The 21,943-nt window shown below is 70.4% G+C and carries 24 protein-coding genes and 1 pseudogene; 8 read left to right on the forward strand and 17 right to left on the reverse strand.

The annotated features are described in order from the left end of the window. Window positions 1-29: 29 nt before the first annotated feature. The 6 genes and pseudogenes from nuoE to ACFQW8_RS04600 form a co-directional block, all read right to left on the reverse strand. Window positions 30-884, reverse strand: a pseudogene (gene nuoE, locus ACFQW8_RS04575) (NADH-quinone oxidoreductase subunit NuoE); the annotation flags it as partial. Then, window positions 884-2,314, reverse strand: a complete 1,431-nt coding sequence (locus tag ACFQW8_RS04580) for an NADH-quinone oxidoreductase subunit D (protein ID WP_380085777.1) — start codon at window positions 2,312-2,314, stop codon at window positions 884-886. The pseudogene nuoE and the gene ACFQW8_RS04580, both read right to left, overlap by 1 nt. After that, window positions 2,314-3,144, reverse strand: coding sequence for an NADH-quinone oxidoreductase subunit C (locus tag ACFQW8_RS04585; RefSeq protein ID WP_380085778.1), 831 nt, complete (start codon window positions 3,142-3,144; stop codon window positions 2,314-2,316). The genes ACFQW8_RS04580 and ACFQW8_RS04585 overlap by 1 nt, the downstream gene beginning before the upstream one ends. Then, window positions 3,141-3,737, reverse strand: coding sequence for a NuoB/complex I 20 kDa subunit family protein (locus tag ACFQW8_RS04590; RefSeq protein WP_380085779.1), 597 nt, complete (start codon window positions 3,735-3,737; stop codon window positions 3,141-3,143). Before ACFQW8_RS04590 ends, ACFQW8_RS04585 begins: the two co-directional genes overlap by 4 nt. Window positions 3,738-3,813: 76 nt before the next feature. Then, window positions 3,814-4,176, reverse strand: coding sequence for an NADH-quinone oxidoreductase subunit A (locus ACFQW8_RS04595; RefSeq protein ID WP_380085780.1), 363 nt, complete (start codon window positions 4,174-4,176; stop codon window positions 3,814-3,816). A gap of 386 nt (window positions 4,177-4,562) precedes the next feature. After that, window positions 4,563-5,258 (reverse strand): demethylmenaquinone methyltransferase, encoded by a 696-nt coding sequence (locus ACFQW8_RS04600; RefSeq protein WP_380085781.1) that lies wholly within the window; start codon window positions 5,256-5,258, stop codon window positions 4,563-4,565. 63 nt (window positions 5,259-5,321) lie between these two features. On the opposite strand from ACFQW8_RS04600, the gene ACFQW8_RS04605 reads away from it, so the two are divergent. Beyond that, on the forward strand, window positions 5,322-6,638 hold the full coding sequence (locus tag ACFQW8_RS04605; RefSeq protein ID WP_380085782.1) for an isochorismate synthase: 1,317 nt from the start codon (window positions 5,322-5,324) through the stop codon (window positions 6,636-6,638). Window positions 6,639-6,718: 80 nt separating this feature from the next. Next, complete coding sequence (locus ACFQW8_RS04610) at window positions 6,719-7,390, forward strand: SanA/YdcF family protein (protein ID WP_380085783.1); 672 nt, start codon at window positions 6,719-6,721, stop codon at window positions 7,388-7,390. A 118-nt stretch (window positions 7,391-7,508) separates the two neighbouring features. Here ACFQW8_RS04610 and ACFQW8_RS04615 read toward each other — a convergent pair whose 3' ends face one another. From ACFQW8_RS04615 to ACFQW8_RS04635, 5 genes are read right to left on the reverse strand one after another with little or no spacing between them, the layout of a single operon-like run. Next, the gene (locus ACFQW8_RS04615; RefSeq protein ID WP_380085784.1) at window positions 7,509-8,741 is read right to left on the reverse strand and encodes a geranylgeranyl reductase family protein; all 1,233 of its coding nucleotides are present in this window, start codon (window positions 8,739-8,741) and stop codon (window positions 7,509-7,511) included. Window positions 8,742-8,766: 25 nt separating this feature from the next. Further along, the gene (menD, locus tag ACFQW8_RS04620; protein WP_380085785.1) at window positions 8,767-10,482 is read right to left on the reverse strand and encodes a 2-succinyl-5-enolpyruvyl-6-hydroxy-3-cyclohexene-1-carboxylic-acid synthase; all 1,716 of its coding nucleotides are present in this window, start codon (window positions 10,480-10,482) and stop codon (window positions 8,767-8,769) included. Then, the gene (locus tag ACFQW8_RS04625) at window positions 10,482-10,940 is read right to left on the reverse strand and encodes a DUF3817 domain-containing protein (RefSeq protein ID WP_380085786.1); all 459 of its coding nucleotides are present in this window, start codon (window positions 10,938-10,940) and stop codon (window positions 10,482-10,484) included. Before ACFQW8_RS04625 ends, menD begins: the two co-directional genes overlap by 1 nt. Beyond that, window positions 10,937-12,151 (reverse strand): PGAP1-like alpha/beta domain-containing protein, encoded by a 1,215-nt coding sequence (locus ACFQW8_RS04630; protein ID WP_380085787.1) that lies wholly within the window; start codon window positions 12,149-12,151, stop codon window positions 10,937-10,939. The genes ACFQW8_RS04625 and ACFQW8_RS04630 overlap by 4 nt, the downstream gene beginning before the upstream one ends. Beyond that, a complete protein-coding gene (locus ACFQW8_RS04635; RefSeq protein WP_380085788.1) occupies window positions 12,148-12,390 on the reverse strand; it encodes a hypothetical protein in 243 nt (80 codons plus the stop codon). The genes ACFQW8_RS04630 and ACFQW8_RS04635 overlap by 4 nt, the downstream gene beginning before the upstream one ends. 152 nt (window positions 12,391-12,542) lie before the next feature. Here ACFQW8_RS04635 and ACFQW8_RS04640 point away from each other — a divergent pair, with 152 nt between their 5' ends. Beyond that, the gene (locus ACFQW8_RS04640) at window positions 12,543-13,955 is read left to right on the forward strand and encodes a mycothione reductase (RefSeq protein ID WP_380085789.1); all 1,413 of its coding nucleotides are present in this window, start codon (window positions 12,543-12,545) and stop codon (window positions 13,953-13,955) included. Here the strand turns inward: ACFQW8_RS04640 and ACFQW8_RS04645 are convergent. The 4 genes from ACFQW8_RS04645 to ACFQW8_RS04660 are packed head-to-tail and all read right to left on the reverse strand — an operon-like array spanning window position 13,952 to window position 17,377. Beyond that, window positions 13,952-15,244: an MFS transporter gene (locus tag ACFQW8_RS04645; RefSeq protein ID WP_380085790.1), complete on the reverse strand. Its 1,293-nt coding sequence runs from the start codon at window positions 15,242-15,244 to the stop codon at window positions 13,952-13,954. The two genes, ACFQW8_RS04640 and ACFQW8_RS04645, sit on opposite strands and share 4 nt — an antisense overlap. Window positions 15,245-15,253: 9 nt before the next feature. After that, a complete protein-coding gene (locus tag ACFQW8_RS04650; RefSeq protein ID WP_380085791.1) occupies window positions 15,254-15,979 on the reverse strand; it encodes a VOC family protein in 726 nt (241 codons plus the stop codon). Then, the gene (locus tag ACFQW8_RS04655; RefSeq protein WP_380085792.1) at window positions 15,972-16,976 is read right to left on the reverse strand and encodes an o-succinylbenzoate synthase; all 1,005 of its coding nucleotides are present in this window, start codon (window positions 16,974-16,976) and stop codon (window positions 15,972-15,974) included. Before ACFQW8_RS04655 ends, ACFQW8_RS04650 begins: the two co-directional genes overlap by 8 nt. Next, window positions 16,973-17,377 (reverse strand): VOC family protein, encoded by a 405-nt coding sequence (locus ACFQW8_RS04660; protein ID WP_380085793.1) that lies wholly within the window; start codon window positions 17,375-17,377, stop codon window positions 16,973-16,975. The genes ACFQW8_RS04655 and ACFQW8_RS04660 overlap by 4 nt, the downstream gene beginning before the upstream one ends. Before the next feature lie 94 nt (window positions 17,378-17,471). On the opposite strand from ACFQW8_RS04660, the gene ACFQW8_RS04665 reads away from it, so the two are divergent. Next, window positions 17,472-17,717 (forward strand): hypothetical protein, encoded by a 246-nt coding sequence (locus ACFQW8_RS04665; protein ID WP_380085794.1) that lies wholly within the window; start codon window positions 17,472-17,474, stop codon window positions 17,715-17,717. A gap of 36 nt (window positions 17,718-17,753) precedes the next feature. Then, complete coding sequence (locus tag ACFQW8_RS04670; RefSeq protein ID WP_380085795.1) at window positions 17,754-18,704, forward strand: 1,4-dihydroxy-2-naphthoyl-CoA synthase; 951 nt, start codon at window positions 17,754-17,756, stop codon at window positions 18,702-18,704. 4 nt (window positions 18,705-18,708) lie between these two features. On the opposite strand, the gene ACFQW8_RS04675 is transcribed toward ACFQW8_RS04670, so the two are convergent. Beyond that, on the reverse strand, window positions 18,709-19,164 hold the full coding sequence (locus ACFQW8_RS04675) for a hypothetical protein (RefSeq protein WP_380085796.1): 456 nt from the start codon (window positions 19,162-19,164) through the stop codon (window positions 18,709-18,711). A 46-nt stretch (window positions 19,165-19,210) separates the two neighbouring features. Between ACFQW8_RS04675 and menE the strand changes: the two genes are divergently transcribed. Genes menE through ACFQW8_RS04690 form a run of 3 tightly spaced genes read left to right on the forward strand, consistent with a single transcriptional unit; the run spans window position 19,211 to window position 21,545 of the window. Beyond that, a complete protein-coding gene (gene menE / locus ACFQW8_RS04680; RefSeq protein WP_380085797.1) occupies window positions 19,211-20,395 on the forward strand; it encodes an o-succinylbenzoate--CoA ligase in 1,185 nt (394 codons plus the stop codon). Window positions 20,396-20,399: 4 nt separating this feature from the next. Next, on the forward strand, window positions 20,400-20,648 hold the full coding sequence (locus ACFQW8_RS04685) for a PLDc N-terminal domain-containing protein (protein ID WP_380085798.1): 249 nt from the start codon (window positions 20,400-20,402) through the stop codon (window positions 20,646-20,648). A gap of 12 nt (window positions 20,649-20,660) precedes the next feature. Next, on the forward strand, window positions 20,661-21,545 hold the full coding sequence (locus tag ACFQW8_RS04690; RefSeq protein WP_380085799.1) for a 1,4-dihydroxy-2-naphthoate polyprenyltransferase: 885 nt from the start codon (window positions 20,661-20,663) through the stop codon (window positions 21,543-21,545). 85 nt (window positions 21,546-21,630) lie between these two features. Here the strand turns inward: ACFQW8_RS04690 and ACFQW8_RS04695 are convergent, their stop codons facing one another. Beyond that, window positions 21,631-21,942 (reverse strand): DUF4229 domain-containing protein, encoded by a 312-nt coding sequence (locus ACFQW8_RS04695; protein ID WP_380085800.1) that lies wholly within the window; start codon window positions 21,940-21,942, stop codon window positions 21,631-21,633. Window position 21,943: the final 1 nt, after the last annotated feature.

Here is a 21,943-nt window from a genome sequence, read left to right on the forward strand (position 1 = left end):
GCGGACTTGTCCGCCGTGGCGTCCTTGCCACCCGGCTTCTCGTCGGGCTCGTTGGTCGGGGCGTTGACCGAGGTATGCCGTCCGGCCGCCTTGCCCTCGACGCTCTCACCGGCAGCGCTGGCCTGGGTGCTGGAGTCGTCGCCTCCGCCGTCCACGGCCTCGTCGCGCTCGGCGTGGGGCGCCTCCCAGCCGTTCTCGTGGGCGACCTCGAGGCCGCGCAGCGAGGCCGGTCCGGCGCCGACACCCTCGTCGGCGAGACCGTCGGGGAAGCCGGCGAGCACGCGAGACATCTGCTTGAAGGAGCACACCGAGTTGGGGCCCCGGGTCGGCTTCACCGGCGTGCCCGCGCGCAGGTCGTCGACGAGCTGGTTGGTCGACTCGGGCGTCTGGTTGTCGAAGAACTCCCAGTTGGCCATCACGACGGGCGCGTAGTCGCAGGCCGCGTTGCACTCGATGCGCTCGAGGGTCACCTTGCCGTCGTCGGTCGTCTCGTCGTGGCCGATGCCCAGGTGCTCGGAGACGGACTCCCAGATCTCGTCGCCGCCCATGATCGCGCAGAGGGTGTTGGTGCACACGCCGACGGTGTACTCGCCGTTGGGGTGGCGCTTGTACTGGGTGTAGAACGTCGCGACACCCGACACCTCGGCGCGGCTCAGCTCGAGGACCTCGGCACAGAAGTCGATCCCACGACCGGTGACGTAGCCGTCGACCGACTGCACGAGGTGCAGCAGCGGGAGCAGCGCAGACCGTTTCTGGGGGTAGCGCGCAGTGACCAGCGCGGCGTCAGCGAACAGGCCCTCCAGGACGTCCGCGGCATACGCCTCCTTGGACTCGGGCGACACCGTGAGGTGGCCCGACGCCGTCTGCAGTCCGTAGTGCTCCATCAGCGGTCCACGCCTCCCATGACGGGGTCGATGCTGGCCACGGCGACGATGACGTCGGCGACCTGGCCGCCTTCGGACAGCGCGGCCACGGCCTGCAGGTTGTTGAAGCTCGGGTCCCGGAAGTGCGCCCGGTAGGGACGCGTGCCGCCGTCGGACACGATGTGGCAGCCGAGCTCGCCCTTGGGCGACTCGATCGGCACGTAGGCCTGGCCGGCGGGGACGCGGAAGCCCTCGGTGACGAGCTTGAAGTGGTGGATCAGCGACTCCATCGAGGTGCCCATGATCTCGCGGATGTGGTCGAGGCTGTTGCCCTGGCCGTCGCTGCCGACGGACAGCTGAGCCGGCCACGCGATCTTCTTGTCCGCGACCATGACCGGGCCGGTGACCTTCTTGAGGCGTTCGACGCACTGCTCGACGATCTTGAGCGACTCGTACATCTCGTCGAGGCGGATGCGGATCCGGTCGTAGGCGTCGGCGCCGGTGCGGGTGATGACCTCGAAGTCGTAGGTCTCGTAGCCGCAGTAGGGCTGGCTCTTGCGCAGGTCGTGCGGGAGCCCGGTCGAGCGCAGGATGGGTCCGGTGATCCCGAGGGCCATGCAGCCGGCGAGGTCGAGGTAGCCGACGTTCTTGGTGCGGCCCTTGAGGATCGGGTTCTCGTTGAGCAGGAGCTCGAGCTCGCGCAGGCCCCGGCGCAGCTCGCCGACGGTGCCGTTGATCTGGTCGAGGCAGCCGTGCGGCAGGTCCTGCGCGACGCCACCGGGGCGGATGTAGGCGTTGTTCATGCGCAGACCGGTGACGGTCTCGAAGATCCGCAGGATGCGCTCGCGCTCGCGGAAGCCGACGGTCATGACGGTCGTCGCGCCGAGCTCCATGCCGCCGGTGCCGAGGCAGACGAGGTGGGAGTTGATGCGGGTGAGCTCCATCATGAGGACGCGGATGATGCTCGCGCGCTCGGGGATCTGGTCCTCGATGCCGAGCAGCCGCTCGATGCCGAGACAGTAGGTCGTCTCCTGGAACATCGGCGTGAGGTAGTCCATGCGCGTGCAGAAGGTCACGCCCTGCACCCAGTTGCGGTACTCCATGTTCTTCTCGATGCCGGTGTGGAGGTAGCCGATGCCCGCGCGGGCCTCGGTGACCATCTCACCGTCGAGCTCGAGGATGAGCCGGAGCACGCCGTGGGTCGACGGGTGCTGCGGGCCCATGTTGACGACGATGCGCTCCTCGTGGAGGGCGGTGGCCTCGTCGGCCAGGTCGCCCCAGTCGCCGCCGGTCGCGTTGAAGACGCGAGCGCCGTCCTCGCGGTCGGCGTCGGTCGTGGCATAGGGGTCGCGCGCACCCTCGTCGGTGCCGTCGCCCAGCTCGGAGTCCAGCCCCGGGCTCTGCTCGTGCGCCGGGATGTCTTCGTAGACAGTGTCCTTGTCAGTGGCCATCAGCTGTACGACCTCCGCTCGTCGGGCGGCGGTACGGTGCCGCCCTTGTACTCCACCGGGATGCCACCCAGCGGATAGTCCTTGCGCTGGGGGTGCCCCGGCCAGTCGTCCGGCATGAGGATCCGGGTGAGAGCGGGGTGGCCCTCGAAGACGATGCCGAACATGTCCCAGGTCTCGCGCTCGTGCCAGTCCGCCGCAGGATAGGTCTCGACGATCGAGGGGATGCGGGCATCGGCCTCGGGCGCGGTCACCTCGAGACGCACGCGACGGTTGTGGGTGATCGAGAGCAGGTGGTAGACGGCGTGCAGCTCGCGACCGACCTCGTCCGGGAAGTGCACACCCGAGACCCCGGTGCAGATCTCGAAACGCAGGGCCGGGTCGTCGCGCAGCGCGCGGACGACCGTCGGCAGGGCTTCGCGCGCCACGTGCAGGGTGAGCTCGCCACGGTCCACGACGATCCGCTGGACTGCCGTGTCGTATGCCGTCTCGCCCGTCCCGCCGAGCGCTCGCCCGAGCGTGTCGGTCAGCTCGTCGAAGTAGGAGCCGTAGGGCTTCTGGGACTCGCCCGGGAAGAGGATCGGGGTGCGCAGACCGCCGTAGCCGGTGGTGTCGCTACCCCTCGTCGCGCCGAACATGCCGCGACGCTCGCCGATCCGGATCGGGTCGGTGTCGCCGGTGGCGCGGGCTCGTGTCAGGTCGAGGTCGTCGGCGTGGACGTCGCCGGAGTCGACGTGCTCGGTGACCCTGCTGCGAGGTGTGGTCGCCTCGTCAGCCGCCGTGTCGTCAGCGGCCGTCTCCCCGGGGGGCTTTGCGGTGTCTTCGGAGCTCATGCGAGGAGGTTCCTCCCGGGCGTCGCCGTGAGGGCGGCGTGGTCGTGGGTCGGCTGCATGAGGCGCGTCGGGGTGGCTCGCAGGGCTGCCTCCTCGGCAGCGCGAGCGGCGGCGACCCGGTTGACGCCGAGCTTCGAGTTCTGGATCTGGTCGTGCAGCTCGATGATCGCGTTGAGGAGCATCTCGGGACGCGGCGGGCAGCCGGGGAGATAGATGTCGACCGGGATGATGTGGTCGACGCCCTGGACGATCGCGTAGTTGTTGAACATGCCACCCGAGCTGGCGCACACACCCATCGAGATGACCCACTTGGGGTTGGGCATCTGGTCGTAGACCTGGCGCACGACCGGCGCCATCTTGTTGGACACCCGACCGGCGACGATCATCAGGTCGGCCTGGCGGGGCGTCGCCGAGAAGCGCTCCATGCCGAAGCGGGCGATGTCGTAGTCCGGGGTGCCGACGGCCATCATCTCGATCGCGCAGCACGCGAGGCCGAACGTGGCGGGCCAGATGGAGGCCTTGCGCATGTATCCGGCGACGCTCTCGAGCGTCGTCAGGACGAAGCCTGCCGGCAGCTTCTCCTCGAGTCCCATCAGAGACCCCTTCCGATCGAAACGTTGGCGCGCATCCGCGCTTGGTCAGCACACGGCATACCGGTCAGGCAAGCCATCAGTCCCACTCCAGCCCGCCGCGCTTCCACACGTACGCGTAGGCGACGAACACGGTGAGGATGAACAGGACCATCTCGACGAGCGCGAACAGGCCGAGCGAGTCGAAGGCCACGGCGAACGGGTAGAGGAAGACCGACTCGATGTCGAAGATGATGAAGAGCATTGCCGTGAGGAAGTACTTGATCGGCACGCGACCACCGCCGGTGGCACGCGGTGACGGCTGGATCCCGCACTCGTACGGCTCGGACTTGGCGCGGTTGTAGCGCTTGGGTCCGACGACGAGGCTCGTACCCACCGACAGCACGGCGAAACCGAAGCCGAGGGCCAGCAGGAACAGGATCGGGACGTAGGGGTTGCTCATCGCTGGTCAACTCCCCTTTCGGTGCCAGGGTGTGCGGCGGCTCGGGTCACGCGCCCCATCGTAGAGGGCGTGACGCAGGTCTCAACTGCAGCATTCGCGAGCCCTCCGAGGCGGCCCGCTCCTGCCACGGCGCGCGCACGACCGAGGTCGCCGACCCCACTGGCGGAGCCAGCAGCATCGAGGGCATGAGTGGCGAGGATCAACGGCGCACCTTGCTTGTGAAAGTCTTCACGAACACCGACCCACTCTATGCAGCCGATTTCTCGCTGATCACTCAGGCCACCCTAAGTGCGCACGTGGACGGGTCAGGCCGGCTTCGCCGCTCGGTGCCTACGCTCGCGCTCAGCCCGCCTTCCGGGCCTCAGTCGCAGAGCTCCCTCGTGTCCTCAGGCGGGCTTCGCCGCTCGGTGAAGCGCGACGATCCCGCCGCTGAGGTTGCGCCACGCGACCTCGCCCCACCCGGCCTCGGCCACCCGCGACGCGAGCGCCCTCTGGTCGGGCCAGGCCTGGATCGACTCGGCGAGGTAGACGTAGGACTCGGGGTTCGAGCTGACCCTGCGGGCCACGCGCGGGAGTGCCTCCATGAGGTACTCGACGTAGACCTTGCGGAACGGCCGGTTGACCGGCTGGCTGAACTCGCACACGACCAGGCGCCCACCTGGCCTGGTCACGCGGGCGAACTCCCGCAGGGCCGCGTCCATGTCGGCGACGTTGCGCAGGCCGAACGACATCGTCACCACGTCGAACGACTCGTCGGCGAACGGGAGTTTCATGGCATCTGCCGCGGTGAAGCCGAGGTCGTCGCGACGCTTCTTGCCGACCCGCAGCATGCCGAGCGAGAAGTCGGCAGGGACGACGTGGACACCCCGGTCTGCGAACGGCTCGCTCGACGTCCCCGTGCCGGCCGCGATGTCGAGGACCCGCTCCCCCGGCTGCGCGTCGACGGCCTGGCGGACGGCGCGTCGCCACAGCCGGTCCTGGCCGAGGGAGAGCACGTCGTTGGTCACGTCGTACCTCTCGGCGACGTCGTCGAACATCGCCGCGACGTCGCGGGGGTCCTTGTCGAGGGAGGCGCGGGTCATGTCGCCATCATCTCACCGCGTCCATGTGTGGACTGCCGCCCCTCGGGGTTACGCTCGCCCGTGATGACGTCCCTGCCCACGTCCGAGTCGGACCTCGCGCCCCACGCGCCCCTCGTCGCCCGCACCGTCGCGCTGTCCCCCGCGGACGGCACGTCCCTGCTGGCACTCCTGCCTGCGACGAGCCCGCGCGACACCACCTCCTGGGTGCGTCGTGGCGACGGCCTCGTCGGCTGGGGTCGCACCCTGTCGGTGACGGCCCACGGCGCCGGCCGGTTCGCCGCTCTCGAGTCCTGGTGGAGTGAGGTGTCGGGCTCCGCAGTCGTGCGCGACGAGGTCGACCTGCCCGGCACCGGACCCGTCGCCTTCGGCGCGATCTCGTATGCCGCGGACTCACCTTCCGGTGCCACTCTCGTCGTGCCGTCGGTCGTCGTCGGGCGGCGCGGTGACCGGTGGTGGGTGACGACGACGTCGACCGATGCCCTTCCTCCGAACGTCGATCCGTCGGTCTCGACCGATGCTGTGGCGCCGGGTGACGTGACCTTCGCCGATGGTTCGCTGTCGCCGGCCGAGTGGGCCGGGGCCGTGGCCGAGGCGGTGACCCGCATCCAGGCGGGCGCTCTGGACAAGGTGGTCCTGGCCCGAGATCTCGACGTGCGCACGGCCGCTCCGATCGACGTGCGCTGGCTGCTCGGGCGCCTGGCCGAGAGCTATGGGTCGACGTGGGTCTTCGCCGTCGACGGGTTGGTGGGTGCGACGCCGGAGATGCTGGTGCGCCGCGAGAAGGGGCTCGTGACGTCTCGCGTGCTGGCGGGCACGATCCGCCGCACCGGGGACGACGAGCACGACCTGGCGCTGGCCGCCTCGCTCGCCCGGTCCTCGAAGGACCTCGAGGAGCACGAGTACGCCGTGCGCTCTGTTGCCGAAGCCCTTGCGCCGCACTGCTCCTCGATGAACGTGCCCGAGGCACCCTTCGTCCTGCACCTGTCCAACGTCATGCACCTGGCGACCGACGTCGCGGGCGTGCTCACCGACCGGACGACCTCGCTGGCCCTGGCCGCGTCGCTCCATCCGAGTGCGGCGGTGTGCGGGACACCCACGTCCGTGGCGGACGGGCTCATCAGCGAGCTCGAGCACATGGACCGCGGCCGCTATGCCGGGCCGGTCGGCTGGATCGACGCGAGCGGGGACGGCGAGTGGGGGATCGCGTTGCGCTCAGGGGCGATCCACCACGAGGACGACCACCGCATGTCGCTCTATGCCGGCTGCGGCATCGTCGCCGGGTCGGTGCCGGAGGCCGAGGTGGCCGAGTCCGACGCCAAGCTCATCCCCATGCGTGACGCCCTCACCGCCACGACCCCGCGTCCCGAGCGCACCCCATAGGACGGTTCGGGACGCGACACGCCGCTCCCGGTTCGCCTCACCCGTCCCTCAGCGACGGGTCGGCCCGCCAGACTGGGCGCGTGAAGAGACTCTGGGGGCGGTCCTGGGTTCGGTGGCTCTCCGTGCCGATCGCGCTGGCGCTTCTCGGGGTGCTGGCGCCGTGGGCCTGGATCATCATCGCGTCGGTCGGACGGGTGGACGACGCGACGGACGTCGCCGACGCACCTTCGGCGCCCGTCGCCCTCGTTCTTGGCGCCGGTCTGCAGGGCGGTCGACCCAGCCCCTATCTCGCCGCTCGCCTCGACGCGGCCAAGGAGCTGTACGACAGCGGCACGGTGCGTGTCATCCTCGTGTCCGGTGACAACCGGACCCACGCCTATGACGAGCCGACGGCGATGCGTGACTACCTCGTCGCTGCGGGCGTGCCGACGGAGCACGTCGTCCTCGACTTCGCCGGGCGGGACACCTATGACTCCTGTCAGCGCGCCCACCGGGTCTTCGGCGTCGACGAGGTCACGGTGATCTCGCAGCGCTACCACGTGGGTCGCGCGGTCGCCCTGTGCCGAGCGGCCGGCATGACCACGAATGGCGTGGGCGACACCTCGATGCGCGACCGCTACCCACGTCAGTGGTGGATCGGCTGGACGCGAGAGAAGCTCGCCAACATCAAGGCCGTCGGTGACGTCGTCACCGGGCGAGACCCAGTCCTGGGCCAGCCCGAGACCAGCGTCCAGGACGCCCTCGCTCGCTGACTGCGGCGGTCGCTGGTGCAGAACGGACGTTGCCTCGACTCGCCGAAGTCCGCTGGATTCGCCGAAGTTTCAGCGAGTCGAGCGACAGACGGCGAACCGAGAGCCGGTCCCGGTGGGATCAGGTGAAGGGCGGTCGGTGCTCGAGACGCACGGACTGGCGACCGGCCCAGCGCCACACCCGAGCAGCCGAGTCGCGGTCCTCGTCGGTCACGAGGTTTCCCATCCATCGCAGCGCGAGCGTCATGAGCCAGTCCGAGCGCATGCCGGCCGGGCCCAACGCCGGCAGCACACGCGGCACCGTCACCACTCCCGCGAGACGCCGAGCGATCGAGAACGCCTCGCCGTAGTGCTCCTTGAGCAACGCCGGCCAGGTCACCGACAGGTCGGTGTCGAGCAGGTCCACGACGAACCGCCCCGACTCGAGCCCGTAGTCGATGCCCTCGCCGTTCAGGGGGTTGACGCACGCGGCGGCGTCACCGATGAGCGCCCAGTTCGGTCCTGCCACACCGCTGACCGCGCCACCCATCGGCAGCAGCGCACTCGTGGCCAGCCGCGCCTCCCCCTGCAGGCCGAACCCGTCACGGCACTCCTCGACGTAGCGCGCCATGAGCGGCTTGATCGCGACCTCGGCCGGGCGCTTCGTCGTGGCCAGCGTCCCGGCACCGACGTTCACCTGCCCGCCGCCGAGCGGGAAGATCCAGCCGTAGCCCGACAGGATCTCGCCCTCCTCGCCCCGCAGCTCGAGGTGGCTGCTGATCCACGGGTCGTCGGACTGGGTCGAGTCGACATAGCAACGACCGGCCACGGCATACACGGTGTCCTTGTGCCACACCCGGCCGAGCACCTTGCCCAGTCCGGATCGCACCCCGTCGGCCACGATGAGCCGCTCGCACGCGATCTCGAAGCTCTCGCCGTCGCGCTGGAACGTCACGCCTCGCACGCGGCCGCCCTCAACGCGGGCGTCGACGGCCTTGGCTCCCTCGACCCCGACGGCGCCGGACTTCAGCGCGGTCGTGCGGAGGTGGTCGTCGAGCTCGGTGCGCGCGACTGCCGAACCCCAGTCCGGCAGCGACCCTCCCGGCCAGGGCAGCTCGAGCACCTGGCCGAAGCCGTGCGCGCGCAGCCCGCGGTTCACCGTGTGCGCACGCAGCCAGTCGTCGAGGCCGAGCCGGATGAGCTCCGCGATCGCTCGCGGGGTCAGTCCGTCGCCACAGGTCTTGTCACGGGGGAAGACGGCGGCGTCGGCGAGCACCACGTCGCGTCCGGAGCGAGCCGCCCAGGCCGCCGCGGCGGAACCGGCCGGTCCGGCCCCGACGACGAGGACCTCGGTGCGAGTGGGGGTGGTGGTCACAGCCTCATTCTCGCAAGTCGCACGCTCACCCCGAAATCGCCAGCGCCTCGCGCGCGATCCGGCGCAGGCGCTCGTGCGCCCCGCGGTGCGAGTCCGGGTCGACGGGCACCTCGACCACCGTGATGCCGTCAGGAGTCACGGACAGCGCTTCGAATGCCGCTTCGCGTGTCTGCGCAAGAACATGGCGTATGCCGTGTGCTCGGCACAGTGCCTCGAAGTCGGTCCCCGTCGGTGTGCCGAAGATGCGACCGAAGTCCTCCGCCCTCTCGGGGGCGCCGTGCTCGAGGGTGCGGAAGATGCCTCCCCCGCCGTCGTTGGTGACCAGGACCGTGAGGTTCGGACGTGGCTCGTCAGGCCCCATGGCCAGCGCGTTGGAGTCGTGGAGGAAGGTCAGGTCACCCACCCAGGCGTAGCTCGGCGCAGCAGTCGTCAGGGCGAGCCCCACAGCGGTCGAGAGGCAGCCGTCGATGCCAGCCACGCCGCGGTTGGCCACGACCGTGAGAGGTGAGTCCCGACGCATGCCGAGGTCGAGGTCGCGCACCGGGTTGGACGACCCGACGAAGAGCTGCGCACCGTCCGGGAGCGCCTCTCCGACGACGGAGGCGACGGCCAAGCCTGTCCCCCAAGGGGAGCGCTGCGCCTGAACCGCCTGTGCCACAACGGATCCACCGGCGTGCCACCCCTCGAGCCACTCAATGTCCGGCTCGTCCTCGTTCGTGTCGGTGAACACCGTGATCGGGTGCACGACGTGCGCCACATGCCCGGGGTCGGACCAGTCGGGGGCGGCCGTGCACACCTCCACTCGAATGCCGTCGGTCCGCAGCAGCGTCGCGACTGCTCGGGACAACGTCACGCGACCGACGACGAGTACGCGTTCCGGGAGCTTCTGGGCGAGCCAGTCGGGTTCCGTCAGCAGCAGCGGGCCGTGCGGCATGAGCGTGGACCGGTCATGGTCACCGAAAGGCTCGGCGATGACGGGATACCCGTGCCGGTCAGCCCACTCGACCACGGAGCGAGACGTGAGCGATGACGTCGCGAGTTCACCCAGGACCACCAGGGTGCGCGGCACGTGCTCCACACCACCCCACGACATGGGGAAGGAGGGTGCCGGTGGCAGGACCCATGGCACTCCGTCGTCACGACCTCGATGAGTCAACGGTGAGTCGTCGCCGACGGAAGGAGTCAGGGGGTCGCGGAACGCCACGTTGACATGCACCGGACCACCAGCCCCACCGAATCCACCACTGAGGTGATCGCCGCGCGAGGCTGAGAGGGCGCGGCAGACCGTCGTGCGGTGGAAGGCACCCGCGGAGTCGACCTGCTCCGGCGCGGGAAGGTCCACCGACCAGCGCACCGCCGAGCCGAATATTCCCGGCTGCACCGTCGTCTGGTTGGCCCCGGTTCCGCGCAGCTCGGCCGGGCGATCGGCTGACAGCACCACGAGCGGGACTCCGGTGTGGTGGGCCTCGAGGACCGCCGGGTGCAGGTTCGCGACCGCCGTCCCGGACGTCGTGATGACCGGAACCGGTGTGCGAGAACCCTTGGCGAGGCCGAGGGCCAGGAACCCGGCAGTCCGCTCGTCCACCCGCACGTGCAGACGAAGGAGACCGTCACGCTCGGCCCGCTGCACGGCATACGCCAGAGGCGCGGAGCGCGAACCGGGAGCAAGGACGACCTCGCGAACCCCACCACGGATCAGCTCGTCGACGAGGACGCGAGCGAGCGCGGTGGACGGGTTCATCAGCTGCCCGACGCCGGCGGGCCGACGACGAGGGCCACGCCCGTGAGCCCGGCAACAGCCACGACACCGACCACGGCGGCCAGCGCCGGGTTGCGGGTGAGCCAGGCCAGAACCTTCTCGGGCACTGATGCCGGCGACTGGCCGCCGGCACCGAAGCGCCACGGCCCCTCGAGCTGGCCGGCCGACTCTGCGCTCCGGTCGAACAGGATGGTCGCGAACGGCGGCACGGCACTCACGAGCGCCAGGAGACCGGTCCGCACCGACCACTTCTGGTTGACCCAGGTCGCGAGGGCGATCAACCCGTAGGCGATGAAGACGACGCCGTGCACCATCCCGAAGATGCGCACTCCGAGCTCGGTCGTCTCCGTCACGTACTTGAGGAACATGCCGACGAGGAGGAGTGCCCAGGTGATCGCCTCGGCGACGGCCACCCGACGGAACAGCAGTTTGGGGGTCACGAGTCGCGATTCTGCCACCGCCTCTCCGACCGGAACTCATGCACCACGGCCCGTGACCCCGCTGCAGGCGTCAGCGCAGGTGCCGCACCGCGCTTCCACGCGGTCAGGGACACGTCGCCCGACCGGTCTGCCCTGGCGGCCACCCGTCGGTAGAGGGGCAGGTCGTGGAACCGGAAGGGGCCGGTCGCGGTGGTCGCGGCCCCGGAGGTCACCGTCGTCCAGTGACGGCGCCCCGGAGGGGGTGAGACGTCGAGGGCATGCACGGGATCCGCTCGGTGCTGAAGTGAGAGCACCGTGGTCGAAACCGGGATGGGGAACTGGTCGATCGGCGATCCTGCCGTGACCACGTGGCTCACGCGATGCCGTCGGCCGAAGTCCGGATCGGACGCCAACGCGGCGGCGACGATCCCACCCTGGCTGAATCCTGCGAGGACGACCCGGTCCCCCGGCCTCGACCGGCCACGCTGAGCCTGTTCGAGCGCCTTCGTGGCAGCGATCTTGGAAGCACCGGTGTTGCGCAGCATGAGTGACACGTTCGCGGGCCAGTCCATGGGAACCTCATCGCCGCGCCACAGTCCACCGTGCGTGCCGGGGACCTGGACGACCCAGGTCGTGGTCCCGTCGGCCACCGGCACCTCGACCACCCGAACGCTCCCGTCGTGACTGAGTCCCTCGAGCCCGGACAGCAGCCAGTCGGCGGACGCGATGACGGGGCTCGACCGGGTCTGCGAGACGGGAACGACTCCGACGTCCCAGCCGGAGCCTTCGTCGAGCAGGCCGAAGGCCTGACCGGTGAGCTCGGTGACCAACCAGGCGGTGGCCATGGCCTGGACGTGGACCCCGTCGATGAGGCCACGCACGGCTGCCTCTGCCCACTCGTAGGTGGCAGCGGCGCTGGCGACCTCACGCGAGAGCCGACGCAACCGTTCCACCGCACTGGCCACGTCGGCAACGAGGTCGTCGAGGTCATGTCGGCACCGGGCCACCAGCGGGACGAGGTCGGTCGGGGCGCCGAGAACTCTCGTCCCCAGCCCCCAGTCGGGCCCGACGACAGGGACGCCCGGGGTCGGCAGCTCGACGCCCGTCTCGCGCGGTGTGGCCTTCACCACGGCATCGGAAGCGCGCTGGAGCGAGGCCGAGGCCCGGCGCAGGTCCTCGATGCCGACCTCGATGCCCTCCGCGCCACCGGTGACACCGAGGTCGTCGCTCATGCGGCGAGCTCCGCCGACTCCGCCACCCTGACGAGGAGGTCGGCGACCGCGTCCTCTCGCTCGGCCAGCGCCTGCAGCTCGGTGATCCGTCGCGAGATGACCTGCCGGAACTCCTGCGCCGAGGGCGAACGCCAGCTCAGCCCGGACACGTGGCGGAGCACCTCACACTCGGCGCGAGTGTCCTGTGCAGCGACCCGCCACCGCTGTGCGCGCTCTCTCAGCTCCCCGGTGGTGACCATGCGAACAGCCCACCTCCAGAGCGGCGGTCGCGTCCACACGCCGGCGACCATCTGTGGACAGCCGGCTCAGCGGGGATCGCCTGTGGACAGGTCGGTGGCCCCCGGACGGATCGGCCAGCCAGAGACGGGAGCGGGCGGCATACGCTGAAGGCATGGCGACCCACCACGACCTGATCATCATCGGAACCGGGTCGGGCAACTCACTCGTCACTCCCGAGCTCGAAGGCCTCGACATCGCGATCGTCGAGGAGGGCACGTTCGGCGGCACCTGTCTGAATGTCGGCTGCATCCCGACCAAGATGCTCGTCCTGCCCGCCGACCGGGTCATCGAGTCGCGTGAGGCCCAGCGCCTCGGCGTGACGATCAGCCGCGACGTCGAGGTGGACTGGCCCGCGATCCGCGACCGCATCTTCACCGACCGGATCGACCAGATCTCCTCCGGTGGTGAGCGCTACCGCCGCAGCCAGGACTTCGTGACCCTGTATGCCGCGACCGCCCGCTTCGTCGGCGACCGTCGCCTGGCGCTGTCGACGGGTGAGGAGATCACCGCCGACCGGGTCGTCGTCGCCGCCGGGTCGCGGGCCGACCTGCTCGACATCGACGGCCTCGACCGGGTGGACCCGACCCGTGGCGTCCACACGAGCGACACGGTCATGCGGATGGACGAGCTGCCGCGGCGGATGGCGATCGTCGGCGGCGGGTTCGTGGCGTGCGAGTTCGCGCACGTGTTCGACGCGCTCGGCGTCGAGGTCACCATGATCCAGCGGTCGGCGGCGTTGCTGCGGGTCGAGGACGCGCAGATCTCGCGTCGCTACACCGAGCTCGCACGGGGACGGCACGACGTCCGTCTCGAGACCGTGGTCTCGTCGGCGACGCGGTCCGAGGGCGGGACATGGACGCTGGGCCTCAAGGGTCTCGACGGCGACACCGACGTCGAGGTCGACGCCGTGCTCGTCGCTGTCGGGCGCACCCCCAACGGCGCGCGGCTGGAGGTGCAGGCCGGCGGCATCGAGCTCGACGACCGCGGTGTGGTCGTCGTCGACGCCCAGCAGCGGACGACCGCCGACGGCGTCTGGGCCCTGGGCGACGTCGCGAACTCGTGGCAGCTCAAGCACGTCGCCAACCACGAGGCACGCATCGTCGCCCACAACATCGCCGTCGACGCCGGCCGGGTCGAGGGTGGGATACCACTCGACGCGGACCACAGGTTCGTTCCGCATGCCGTCTTCGGACATCCACAGGTCGCGGCGTTCGGACCGACGGGCGCCGAGCTCGACGAGTCAGGGACGCCCTACGTGGCCAAGACCCAGGCCTTCGGTGACACGGCATACGGATGGGCGCTCGAGGACACCACCGGCATCCTCACCGTCTACGCCGACCCGACGACGGGCCACATCATCAGCGCCCACTGCCTCGGCCCGAATGCCTCGACCCTGATCCAGCCGCTCATCCAGGCGGCGTCCTTCGGACAGAGCGCTCTCGACGTCGCACGAGGTCAGTACTGGATCCACCCAGCTCTCGCCGAGGTCGTGGAAAACGCCCTCCTCGGCCTCGAACTCGACTAGGGTGTGGGGTTGCGAGCGTCGTAGCGCAGGAAACCCGACTGCCACCTGGCCAGCACGACAATGGCTGCGACACAGGCGAACCCGCCGATCACCGCCGTCGTGCCCTCGCCGACGTTCTCCGCGACGAAGCCGCCGAGCAGCTCACCGAGTCGCGGCCCGCCCGCGACCACGACGATGAAGACCCCCTGGAGCCGGCCGCGCAGGTGGTCGGGGGTGGCGGACTGGAGGATCGTCGTCCTGAAGACGGCGCTGACCGAGTCCGACGCCCCGGCCACGGCCATGGCGACCAGGCCGACCCACAGCGCCTGGCCACGGGTGAGGACGTCCCCGGCCGCGAGCATCGCTGCCCCGAGCCCGGCGATGGCGGCGCCCCAACCGACGATCGAGATGAGGATCGCCCGACCCTGGTGGATCACGGAGCCGAGGCGTCCCGAGAAGAACATCGCGCCGATCCCACCCACGGCGGCTGCGGCCGACAGTGCGCCGACGGTGGTCGCCCCTCCACCGAAGATCACCGCCCCGGCCGCTGGGAAGAGCACGCGTGGCTGCGCCAGCACCATGGCGCAGATGTCGGCGATGAAGGTCATCCGCACGTTGGGTCGGGTCGCGAGGAAGGCGAACCCGTCCAGGACCGAGCGTATGCCGGGTCGGGACCTTGCAACGCCACCTTCGACTGGGTCTCCGGCGGCCGGTTCCGGTGGGAGAGAGGGCAGTCGGGCAAGGCCCCACAACGCCGCGGTGGTGATCAGTGCATCGACGGTGTAGGCGGTCCTGAAGCCACCCCAGTCGACGAGGACGCCCGCGAGCAGCGGTCCCACCGTCATCGACGCGTTCATCGCGAAGACCGACAGGGCGTTGGCGGCAGGCAGCTGGTCGCGCCGGAGGATCCGCGGGTAGATCGAGGTCCGCGCCGGTGAGGACACGGCGAAGGCGGCGTTCCAGGCTGCGACGAGCGCGTAGAGCACCCACACCTGGGTGTTGCCCAACCACGCCTGCAGCGCACAGAGGATGCTGACGAGGAACGCGACCGACTGGGCGACGAGGCCGACGATGCGCCGGTCGAAGTGGTCGACGAGCGTGCCGCCGTAGAGCCCCATGACGACCAGTGGGACGAGGGCGCAGAGCCCGACGATGCCGACCGAGGCGGTGGACCGGGTGAGGTCGTAGACCTGCAGACCGATGGCGACGACGGCAAGCTGCGAGCCGACGTTCGAGAGGGTGAACCCGGCATACAGGCGGCGGTAGTCCGGATTGCTCCGCAACGGTTCGAGGTCGAGGAGCAGCGCCACCCTGCGACCCTAGGGCAGTCGGTGGGTGAGGCAGTAGGTCCGTCCGACGGGATCACGCATGACGGTCCAGAAGTCGTGCTCGGACACGACGCTCGCGCCGGCAGCGAGATGCACCTCTCGACTCACGGCGCGGTCCACGCACGCGAAGTCGACGTGGCCCCGAACCCTGCCGCTCGGCTCACCGAGCCGCTGGAAGAGCAACCGCACGGGTATGCCGTCCGGTCGCGTCAGGGAGACGAACTCCCGAAGCGACCCGGGACGCTTCGGCCACCCGGTGAGGGTCTCCCAGAAGTCGACCTCGCGGGAGTAACCCTCTGAGGGGATGTCGATGCAGACCTGGTCGAGCAGGTCCGGCTCGCCCTCCCGCACCTGCGTGTCCGGCGATCCGCAGTCGCGCCAGGACAGGAGGCAGAACGGGAGGCCCCCGGGCGAGCGCAGGACGACGAGGCCGTCGGTGCGCGAGACCTCCGTCGCGCCGAGGGAGACCGCGTCTGCGGAGGCCTGCGTCAGTGGCTGGTCGACGGCGAGGTCGAGGTGGACTCCGCCGCCCTCGACCACCCTCTGCAACGCGACCCACGCGTCTCCTCGCCGGGGTCTCAGGGTCACGAACTCGTCGTCGTCGCCCTCGCGGTCGGAGAGATCGGAGCGAGTCACCCTCTGCCAGAACGCCTCGGACCGTCCGGCATCGGCCTCGACGGTGTCGAGCAACATCCACATCCAGCGCACCTCAAGCATGGCCGTCCCCTACCCCGTCGTGGGCCCAACATTCGGTGACTCGTCGGCGCCACCACTGGACCCGGTCCTCCGCGGCGGCCCACCGGTCCAGCAGCTCGGGGTCGGCGGCGACGCGGCGCGCCGGGAGTGCGCCACCCACCGGGACCAGCGACTCGGTCGCCACGTCACCGTCGAGCAGGGCGACCGTGCCGAGACCGCAGGCATGGTCGAGCTGCGGCAGGGCGACGGCCAGCGCCACGCCGGCCGCCATGCCGACGCTGGTGTCGAGGGCCGACGAGACGACTGCGGGCAGGCCGCACTCGGCGACGATCTCCAACGCCCGTTGCACCCCCCCGAGCGGTGCCGCCTTGATGACGATGAGGTCGGCCGCCTCCAGGTCACGCACGCGCATGGGGTCCTCGGCCTTGCGGATCGACTCGTCGGCGGCGACGGGGATGTCGATGCCGCTGCGCGCCAGGAGAACTCGGAGATCTCGCAGCTCCTCCACGCTCGCGCACGGCTGCTCCGCATACTCGATGTCGTATGCCGCCAGCCGACTCAGCACGTCCCTCGCCATGTCGACGTCCCATGCCCCGTTCGCGTCGATCCGGACCCGAGCGTGAGGTCCCATGGCATCGCGCACCGCAGCGACACGGCATACATCGTCGTCTGGTGTCTGTCCGCGTTCGGCGACCTTGACCTTGGCCGTCGTGGTCCCGGGGAACCGCTGCAGCACTCCGGGTACCGCGTCAGGCGAGACGGCCGGCACGGTGGCGTTGACGGACACCGAGTCACGCACGGGCGCGGGCCAGCCCTGCCAGGCGGCCTCCACGGCCGCAGCGAGCCAGCGGCTGGCCTCGGGCGGCGCGTACTCGAGGAACGGGCCGAACTCTCCCCACCCTGCCGGGCCCTCGACGAGCGCCACCTCGCGCTCGGTCACCCCCCGGAACGTCACCCGCATGGGGATCGAGACCACTCGCAGCGTGGCGAGCAGGTCGTCGAGCGAGGGCTCGGTCATCGGTCGCGTGCGGACAGCACGCAGAACTCGTTGCCCTCGGGGTCGGTGAGGACCGTCCACGTGACGTCGTCCGGCTGGCCCACCTCGGCCAGGGCGGCACCCCGGTCGAGGAGCGAGGCGATCTCGCCGTCACGGTCCTGGGTGGTGTGGGGAGCGAGGTCGAGGTGCAGGCGGTTCTTGAGGGTCTTGCCCTCCTCGACCCGGACGAAGACGAGCTCCTGGCGCTGGAGCCGCCACTCCTCCAGGGTCTCGACGGGGTCCTCGGTCGCGTCCGGCGGAGCGATGACGACCTCGTCGTCGTCCTCGTAGCCGACCTTCCAGCCGAGGGTCTGCGCCCACCAACGCGCCTGGGCGGCGTTGTCGTGGCAGTCGATGACGACGGTGTACCAGAGGAGCGACATGGAGCGAACCTATACGCGACCCGACGGCCGGCCCACCGTGTTGTTCCACGGCTTCCACCTTGCCAAGGGTGGTCCTGTGGGATGCCATGGAGCCATGCAGACCACGATCAGCATCGACTCAGCACTGCTCAAACAGGCCCGCCGCTACGCCAAGGGTGCCGGCATGACGTGGAACGACTTCGCCGAGCAGGCCCTGCGCGCGCACCTCGAGACCGTCGACCCCGACGGGCGGGTCGACCCCGAGGCGTTGGCGGACGAGCCCGAGAAGACCGTCTTCGTCGTGGTTCCCGAGGACCTCGCCAAGGCCGAGGGAGACCACAACTACGGCTGGCAGCGCTGAGCGCAGCCTCCTCCGCACCCGGTTAGGCTCCGACACGTGACTGCGATCGATGGTGTGAGTGAGACGTTCGACTCGGGGGCCTGGGACGAGGTCGCAGGACTCGACTTCACCGACATCACCTACCACCGGGCGCGCGATCTCGGCGCTGTCCGCATCGCGTTCGACCGGCCCGGGGTGCTCAACGCCTTCCGACCCCACACCGTCGACGAGCTCTATCGCGCACTCGACCACGCCCGTCGCAGCCCCGACGTCGGCGTCGTCCTGCTCACCGGCAACGGGCCCGGGCCCTCCGGCACCGGCAGCGAGGGCAAGTGGGCATTCTGCTCGGGCGGCGACCAGCGCATCCGGGGCCGCAGCGGCTACCAGTACGCCGCAGAGGGCGCTGACGACGACACGGCCGCGGGAGTCGACGAGCGCAGGGTCAAGGCCGAGGGCGGCCGGCTCCACATCCTCGAGGTCCAGCGCCTCATCCGCACGATGCCCAAGGTCGTCATCTCCCTCGTGAACGGGTGGGCTGCCGGTGGCGGCCACTCCCTCCACGTCGTCTGCGACCTCACCATGGCGAGTCGCGAGCACGCCCGCTTCAAGCAGACCGACGCCGACGTGGGCTCCTTCGACGGAGGCTACGGCTCGGCCTACCTCGCCAGGATGGTGGGGCAGAAGTTCGCCCGCGAGATCTTCTTCCTCGGCCGGACCTACACGGCCGACGACATGCACCGCATGGGTGCGGTCAACATCGTCTCGGCGCACGGCGAGCTCGAGGCCGACGCACTCCAGGTGGCGCGCGAGATCATGTCGAAGTCCCCGCAGGCCCAGCGCATGCTCAAGTTCTCCTTCAACCTCGTCGACGACGGGCTCATGGGCCAGCAGGTCTTTGCCGGGGAGGCCACTCGCCTGGCCTACATGACCGACGAGGCGGTCGAGGGGCGCGACCAGTTCCTCGAGAAGCGCGACCCCGACTGGTCCCCCTTCCCCTGGTACTTCTGACCTCTCAGCCCTGCCCTCCGATGTCGACCTCGTAGGCCTCATAGATGAGGTCGGCACCCCGTTGCCGGTGACGGACGATCCGACCGACGAGCTGAGTGGCCGCTTCGCGGTGTGCCGCAACGGCATCCGCGCTCTGCAGGCCGGCCTCTCGCTCCCCCAGCAGGCGCTGGACGACCTCGACGAAGTCGAGGTGCTCGTCCATCTGCAGCTTGGACACGGACGCGAGCCGGGGCGCCCGAGCCACGGCATCGGCATACAGCCCACCAGGCTCCTCGGTGATCGCGCGGTGGTCGCGCAGGTCGTGCTCCAGCTCGGTGAGCGCAGCACGCACCCGCCGACGCCACAGCGCCCCCAACCCCACCGGCAGGGCCAACGCGGCGTCGAGCGCCGCGAGCGACTCACCCAGCTCCGCTCGGTGCGCGCGAACCCGCTCGAGATAGGCCGCGAACTCAGGGTCCATGCGCCCATCATCCTCACGATGACCTGTGCTGCCTAGAGTGAGCCGCATGAGGATCGAGCCGCTCGCGGTGCCTTCGGGCGCGGCCGTGCTCGACGTCCTCCCGCGCCTCGAGCTCGCGCTCGGTGGTGGCCACCCCGTGGCCCCGTATGCCGCCGGCTCACCTCCCCCGGACCTCCCGCCTCACGATGGCGAGTCCCTCCCCAGCGACCTCGCGGTGGTCGTGGGGACGTCGGGCTCGACCGGCGCCCCCAAGCTGGCGATGCTCGGGACGGGTGCTCTGCGCGCCAGCGTCGATGCCACGCACGGCCGGCTCGCCGGACCCGGTCAGTGGTTGCTCACCATGCCGGGGCACCACGTCGCCGGCCTCCAGGTGCTGCTCCGCTCCCTCGTCGCCGGCACGACGCCGCACGTCATGGACCTCCGCGCGGGCTTCACGCCGGCGGCCTGGACCGAGGCCGTCGACGCCGCGCCGCGCCACGACCAGCCGACCTATGTGTCGCTCGTCCCGACCCAGCTCACCCGCCTCCTGGCCGACGAAGGGGCCAGCGAGCGCCTCGCCCGGTTCGCCGCGGTGCTCGTCGGCGGCGCGGCGACCCACCCCGACCTCCTCGCTCGAGCAGCCGATGCCGGGATCCACGCGGTCACGACCTACGGCATGAGCGAGACCGCCGGTGGGTGCGTCTACGACGGCCAGCCCCTCGACGGCACCGAGGTGCTGCTCGGCCAGGACGGTCGCATCCATCTCGCCGGCGCCACCCTGGCCCACGGCTATCTGGGTGACCCGACCCGCACCGCCGCCGCCTTCCCCCCGTTCCCGGGGTCTCGTCGGGTGTTCCTGACCGACGACGTGGGCCACCTCGACGACAGCGGACGGCTCCGCGTCGACGGTCGCATCGACGACGTCGTCAACACCGGGGGCCTCAAGGTCTCTCCCCGCCTCGTCGAGGAGGCCGTGACCCGCCTCGACGGTGTCGCCGAGGCCGTTGTCGTCGGTGTCCCCGACCGCGACTGGGGCGAGGTCGTCGCTGTCGCGGTCGTCCGCGACACTGCCGTCGCGGCCGTCCCCGGTCGCCCGCTCGCGCTAAGCGGGCTGCGGGACCGGTTGCGCGGCATACTTCCCGATCACGCCCTGCCCCGAGCGGTCCTGGAGGTCGACGCACTCCCCACTCGAGGACCGGGCAAGCCCGACCGGGCGGCCATCCGAACCCTGTTCGAGACCGTGGGAGAATGAGGCCGTGCTCCGCTTCCTGCCCCTGCTCGTCGCTCTCGCGTTGTCGATCTACTGCGTCGTCGACTGCGTCCAGAGCGACGACAGCCAGGTGCGCGGCCTCCCCAAGCTCATCTGGGTGTTCGTCATCCTGCTCTTCCCGTTCGCGGGGTCGATCGCGTGGCTCGTCGCCGGTCGCCCCAGGACGACCCGCCCGCCGCGTCGACAGATGCCGCGCGGGCCCGACGACGACCCCGACTTCCTCAAAGGACTGTAGGCACCAACCCCCATGGCCACGTTGCAACAGTGGGTCGCCGGCGCGCGCCCTCGCACCCTCTTCGCTGCCCTCGCACCCGTCGTCATCGGCACCGCAGCAGCTGCCGAGCACTCCGAGCCCAGCTATGCGATCGCGATCCTTGCGGCCGTCGTCGCCCTCGCCCTGCAGATCGGCGTGAACTACGCCAACGACTACTCCGACGGCATCCGCGGCACCGACGACGCGCGAGTCGGACCGGTGCGGCTCGTCGGGCAGAGGCTCGCACGGCCCGAGAGCGTCAAGGCGGCGGCGTTCCTGACGTTCGGGTTCGCAGCCATCGCCGGGCTGGCCCTCGTGGCGATCGCCGAGGCCTGGTTGCTGCTGCCGCTCGGCGTCGCGTCGATCGTCGCGGCCTGGAAGTACACCGGCGGCGACCGGCCCTACGGCTACCGCGGCCTCGGCGAGATCTTCGTCTTCGTCTTCTTCGGGCTCGTGGCGACCCTGGGCACGATGTATGCCGAGACCGGCGCCCTCTCGTGGTTCGGGCTGGCGGCGGCCGTGGGTGTCGGCGCCATCGCGTCGGCCATCCTCGTCGTCAACAACCTGCGTGACATCCCCAGCGACACCGAGTCGGGCAAGCACACGCTCGCGGTGCGCCTCGGCGATGCCGGCACCCGGCGGCTGTGGCTCGGCCTCCTCGGGGTGAGCGTCCTCGCCGTCGGTGTCATGGCGGTCTCAGAGCCCTGGGCGCTGCTCGGCCTGGTCTCGGTCGCAGTCATCGTCGGCGCCGTGCGCGTCGTCATGGGCGGCGCCGAGGGGCGGCGGCTCGTGCCGGTGCTCGGCTCGACCGGCAAGTACGAGCTCGCGTATGCCGTGGCGGTCTCGGTCGGCGTCCTCATCTCCCACACCCTCACCTGACCGAGTGCGCCGGCCGGCCTACTGCACCGTGAGTGGGGTGATCACACCACTTACGGTGCAGTAGCACGTGTGGTGGGGCTGGCCGTCAGCGGAAGTCGGAGGTGCCGTCGCGCTTGGTGGCGGCTTCCGGGCGGTCCAGCTCGGCGTCCTCGGCGAGCTCGTCGCCACTGGCCGCCCGCTTGCGCTCCACGCGCTGGTCGACGCGCTCCGCGATGGCGGCCGAGGCCTGCTGACGGAACGGCTTGAGGACGACGGCAGAGATCGCCAGCGAGGCCACGGCGGCGATGATGACGGCGAGGAACTGGTCCTCGCGGTCACGCAGGCCCAGGAGCCAGGTCGCCGCGAGGCACCCGACGAAGATGAGCGTCCGCAGGATCAGGTAGCGCACCATCGCCATG

The sequence above is a fragment of the Knoellia altitudinis genome, assembly GCF_042666355.1.
Classification (GTDB): Bacteria; Actinomycetota; Actinomycetes; order Actinomycetales; family Dermatophilaceae; genus Knoellia; species Knoellia altitudinis.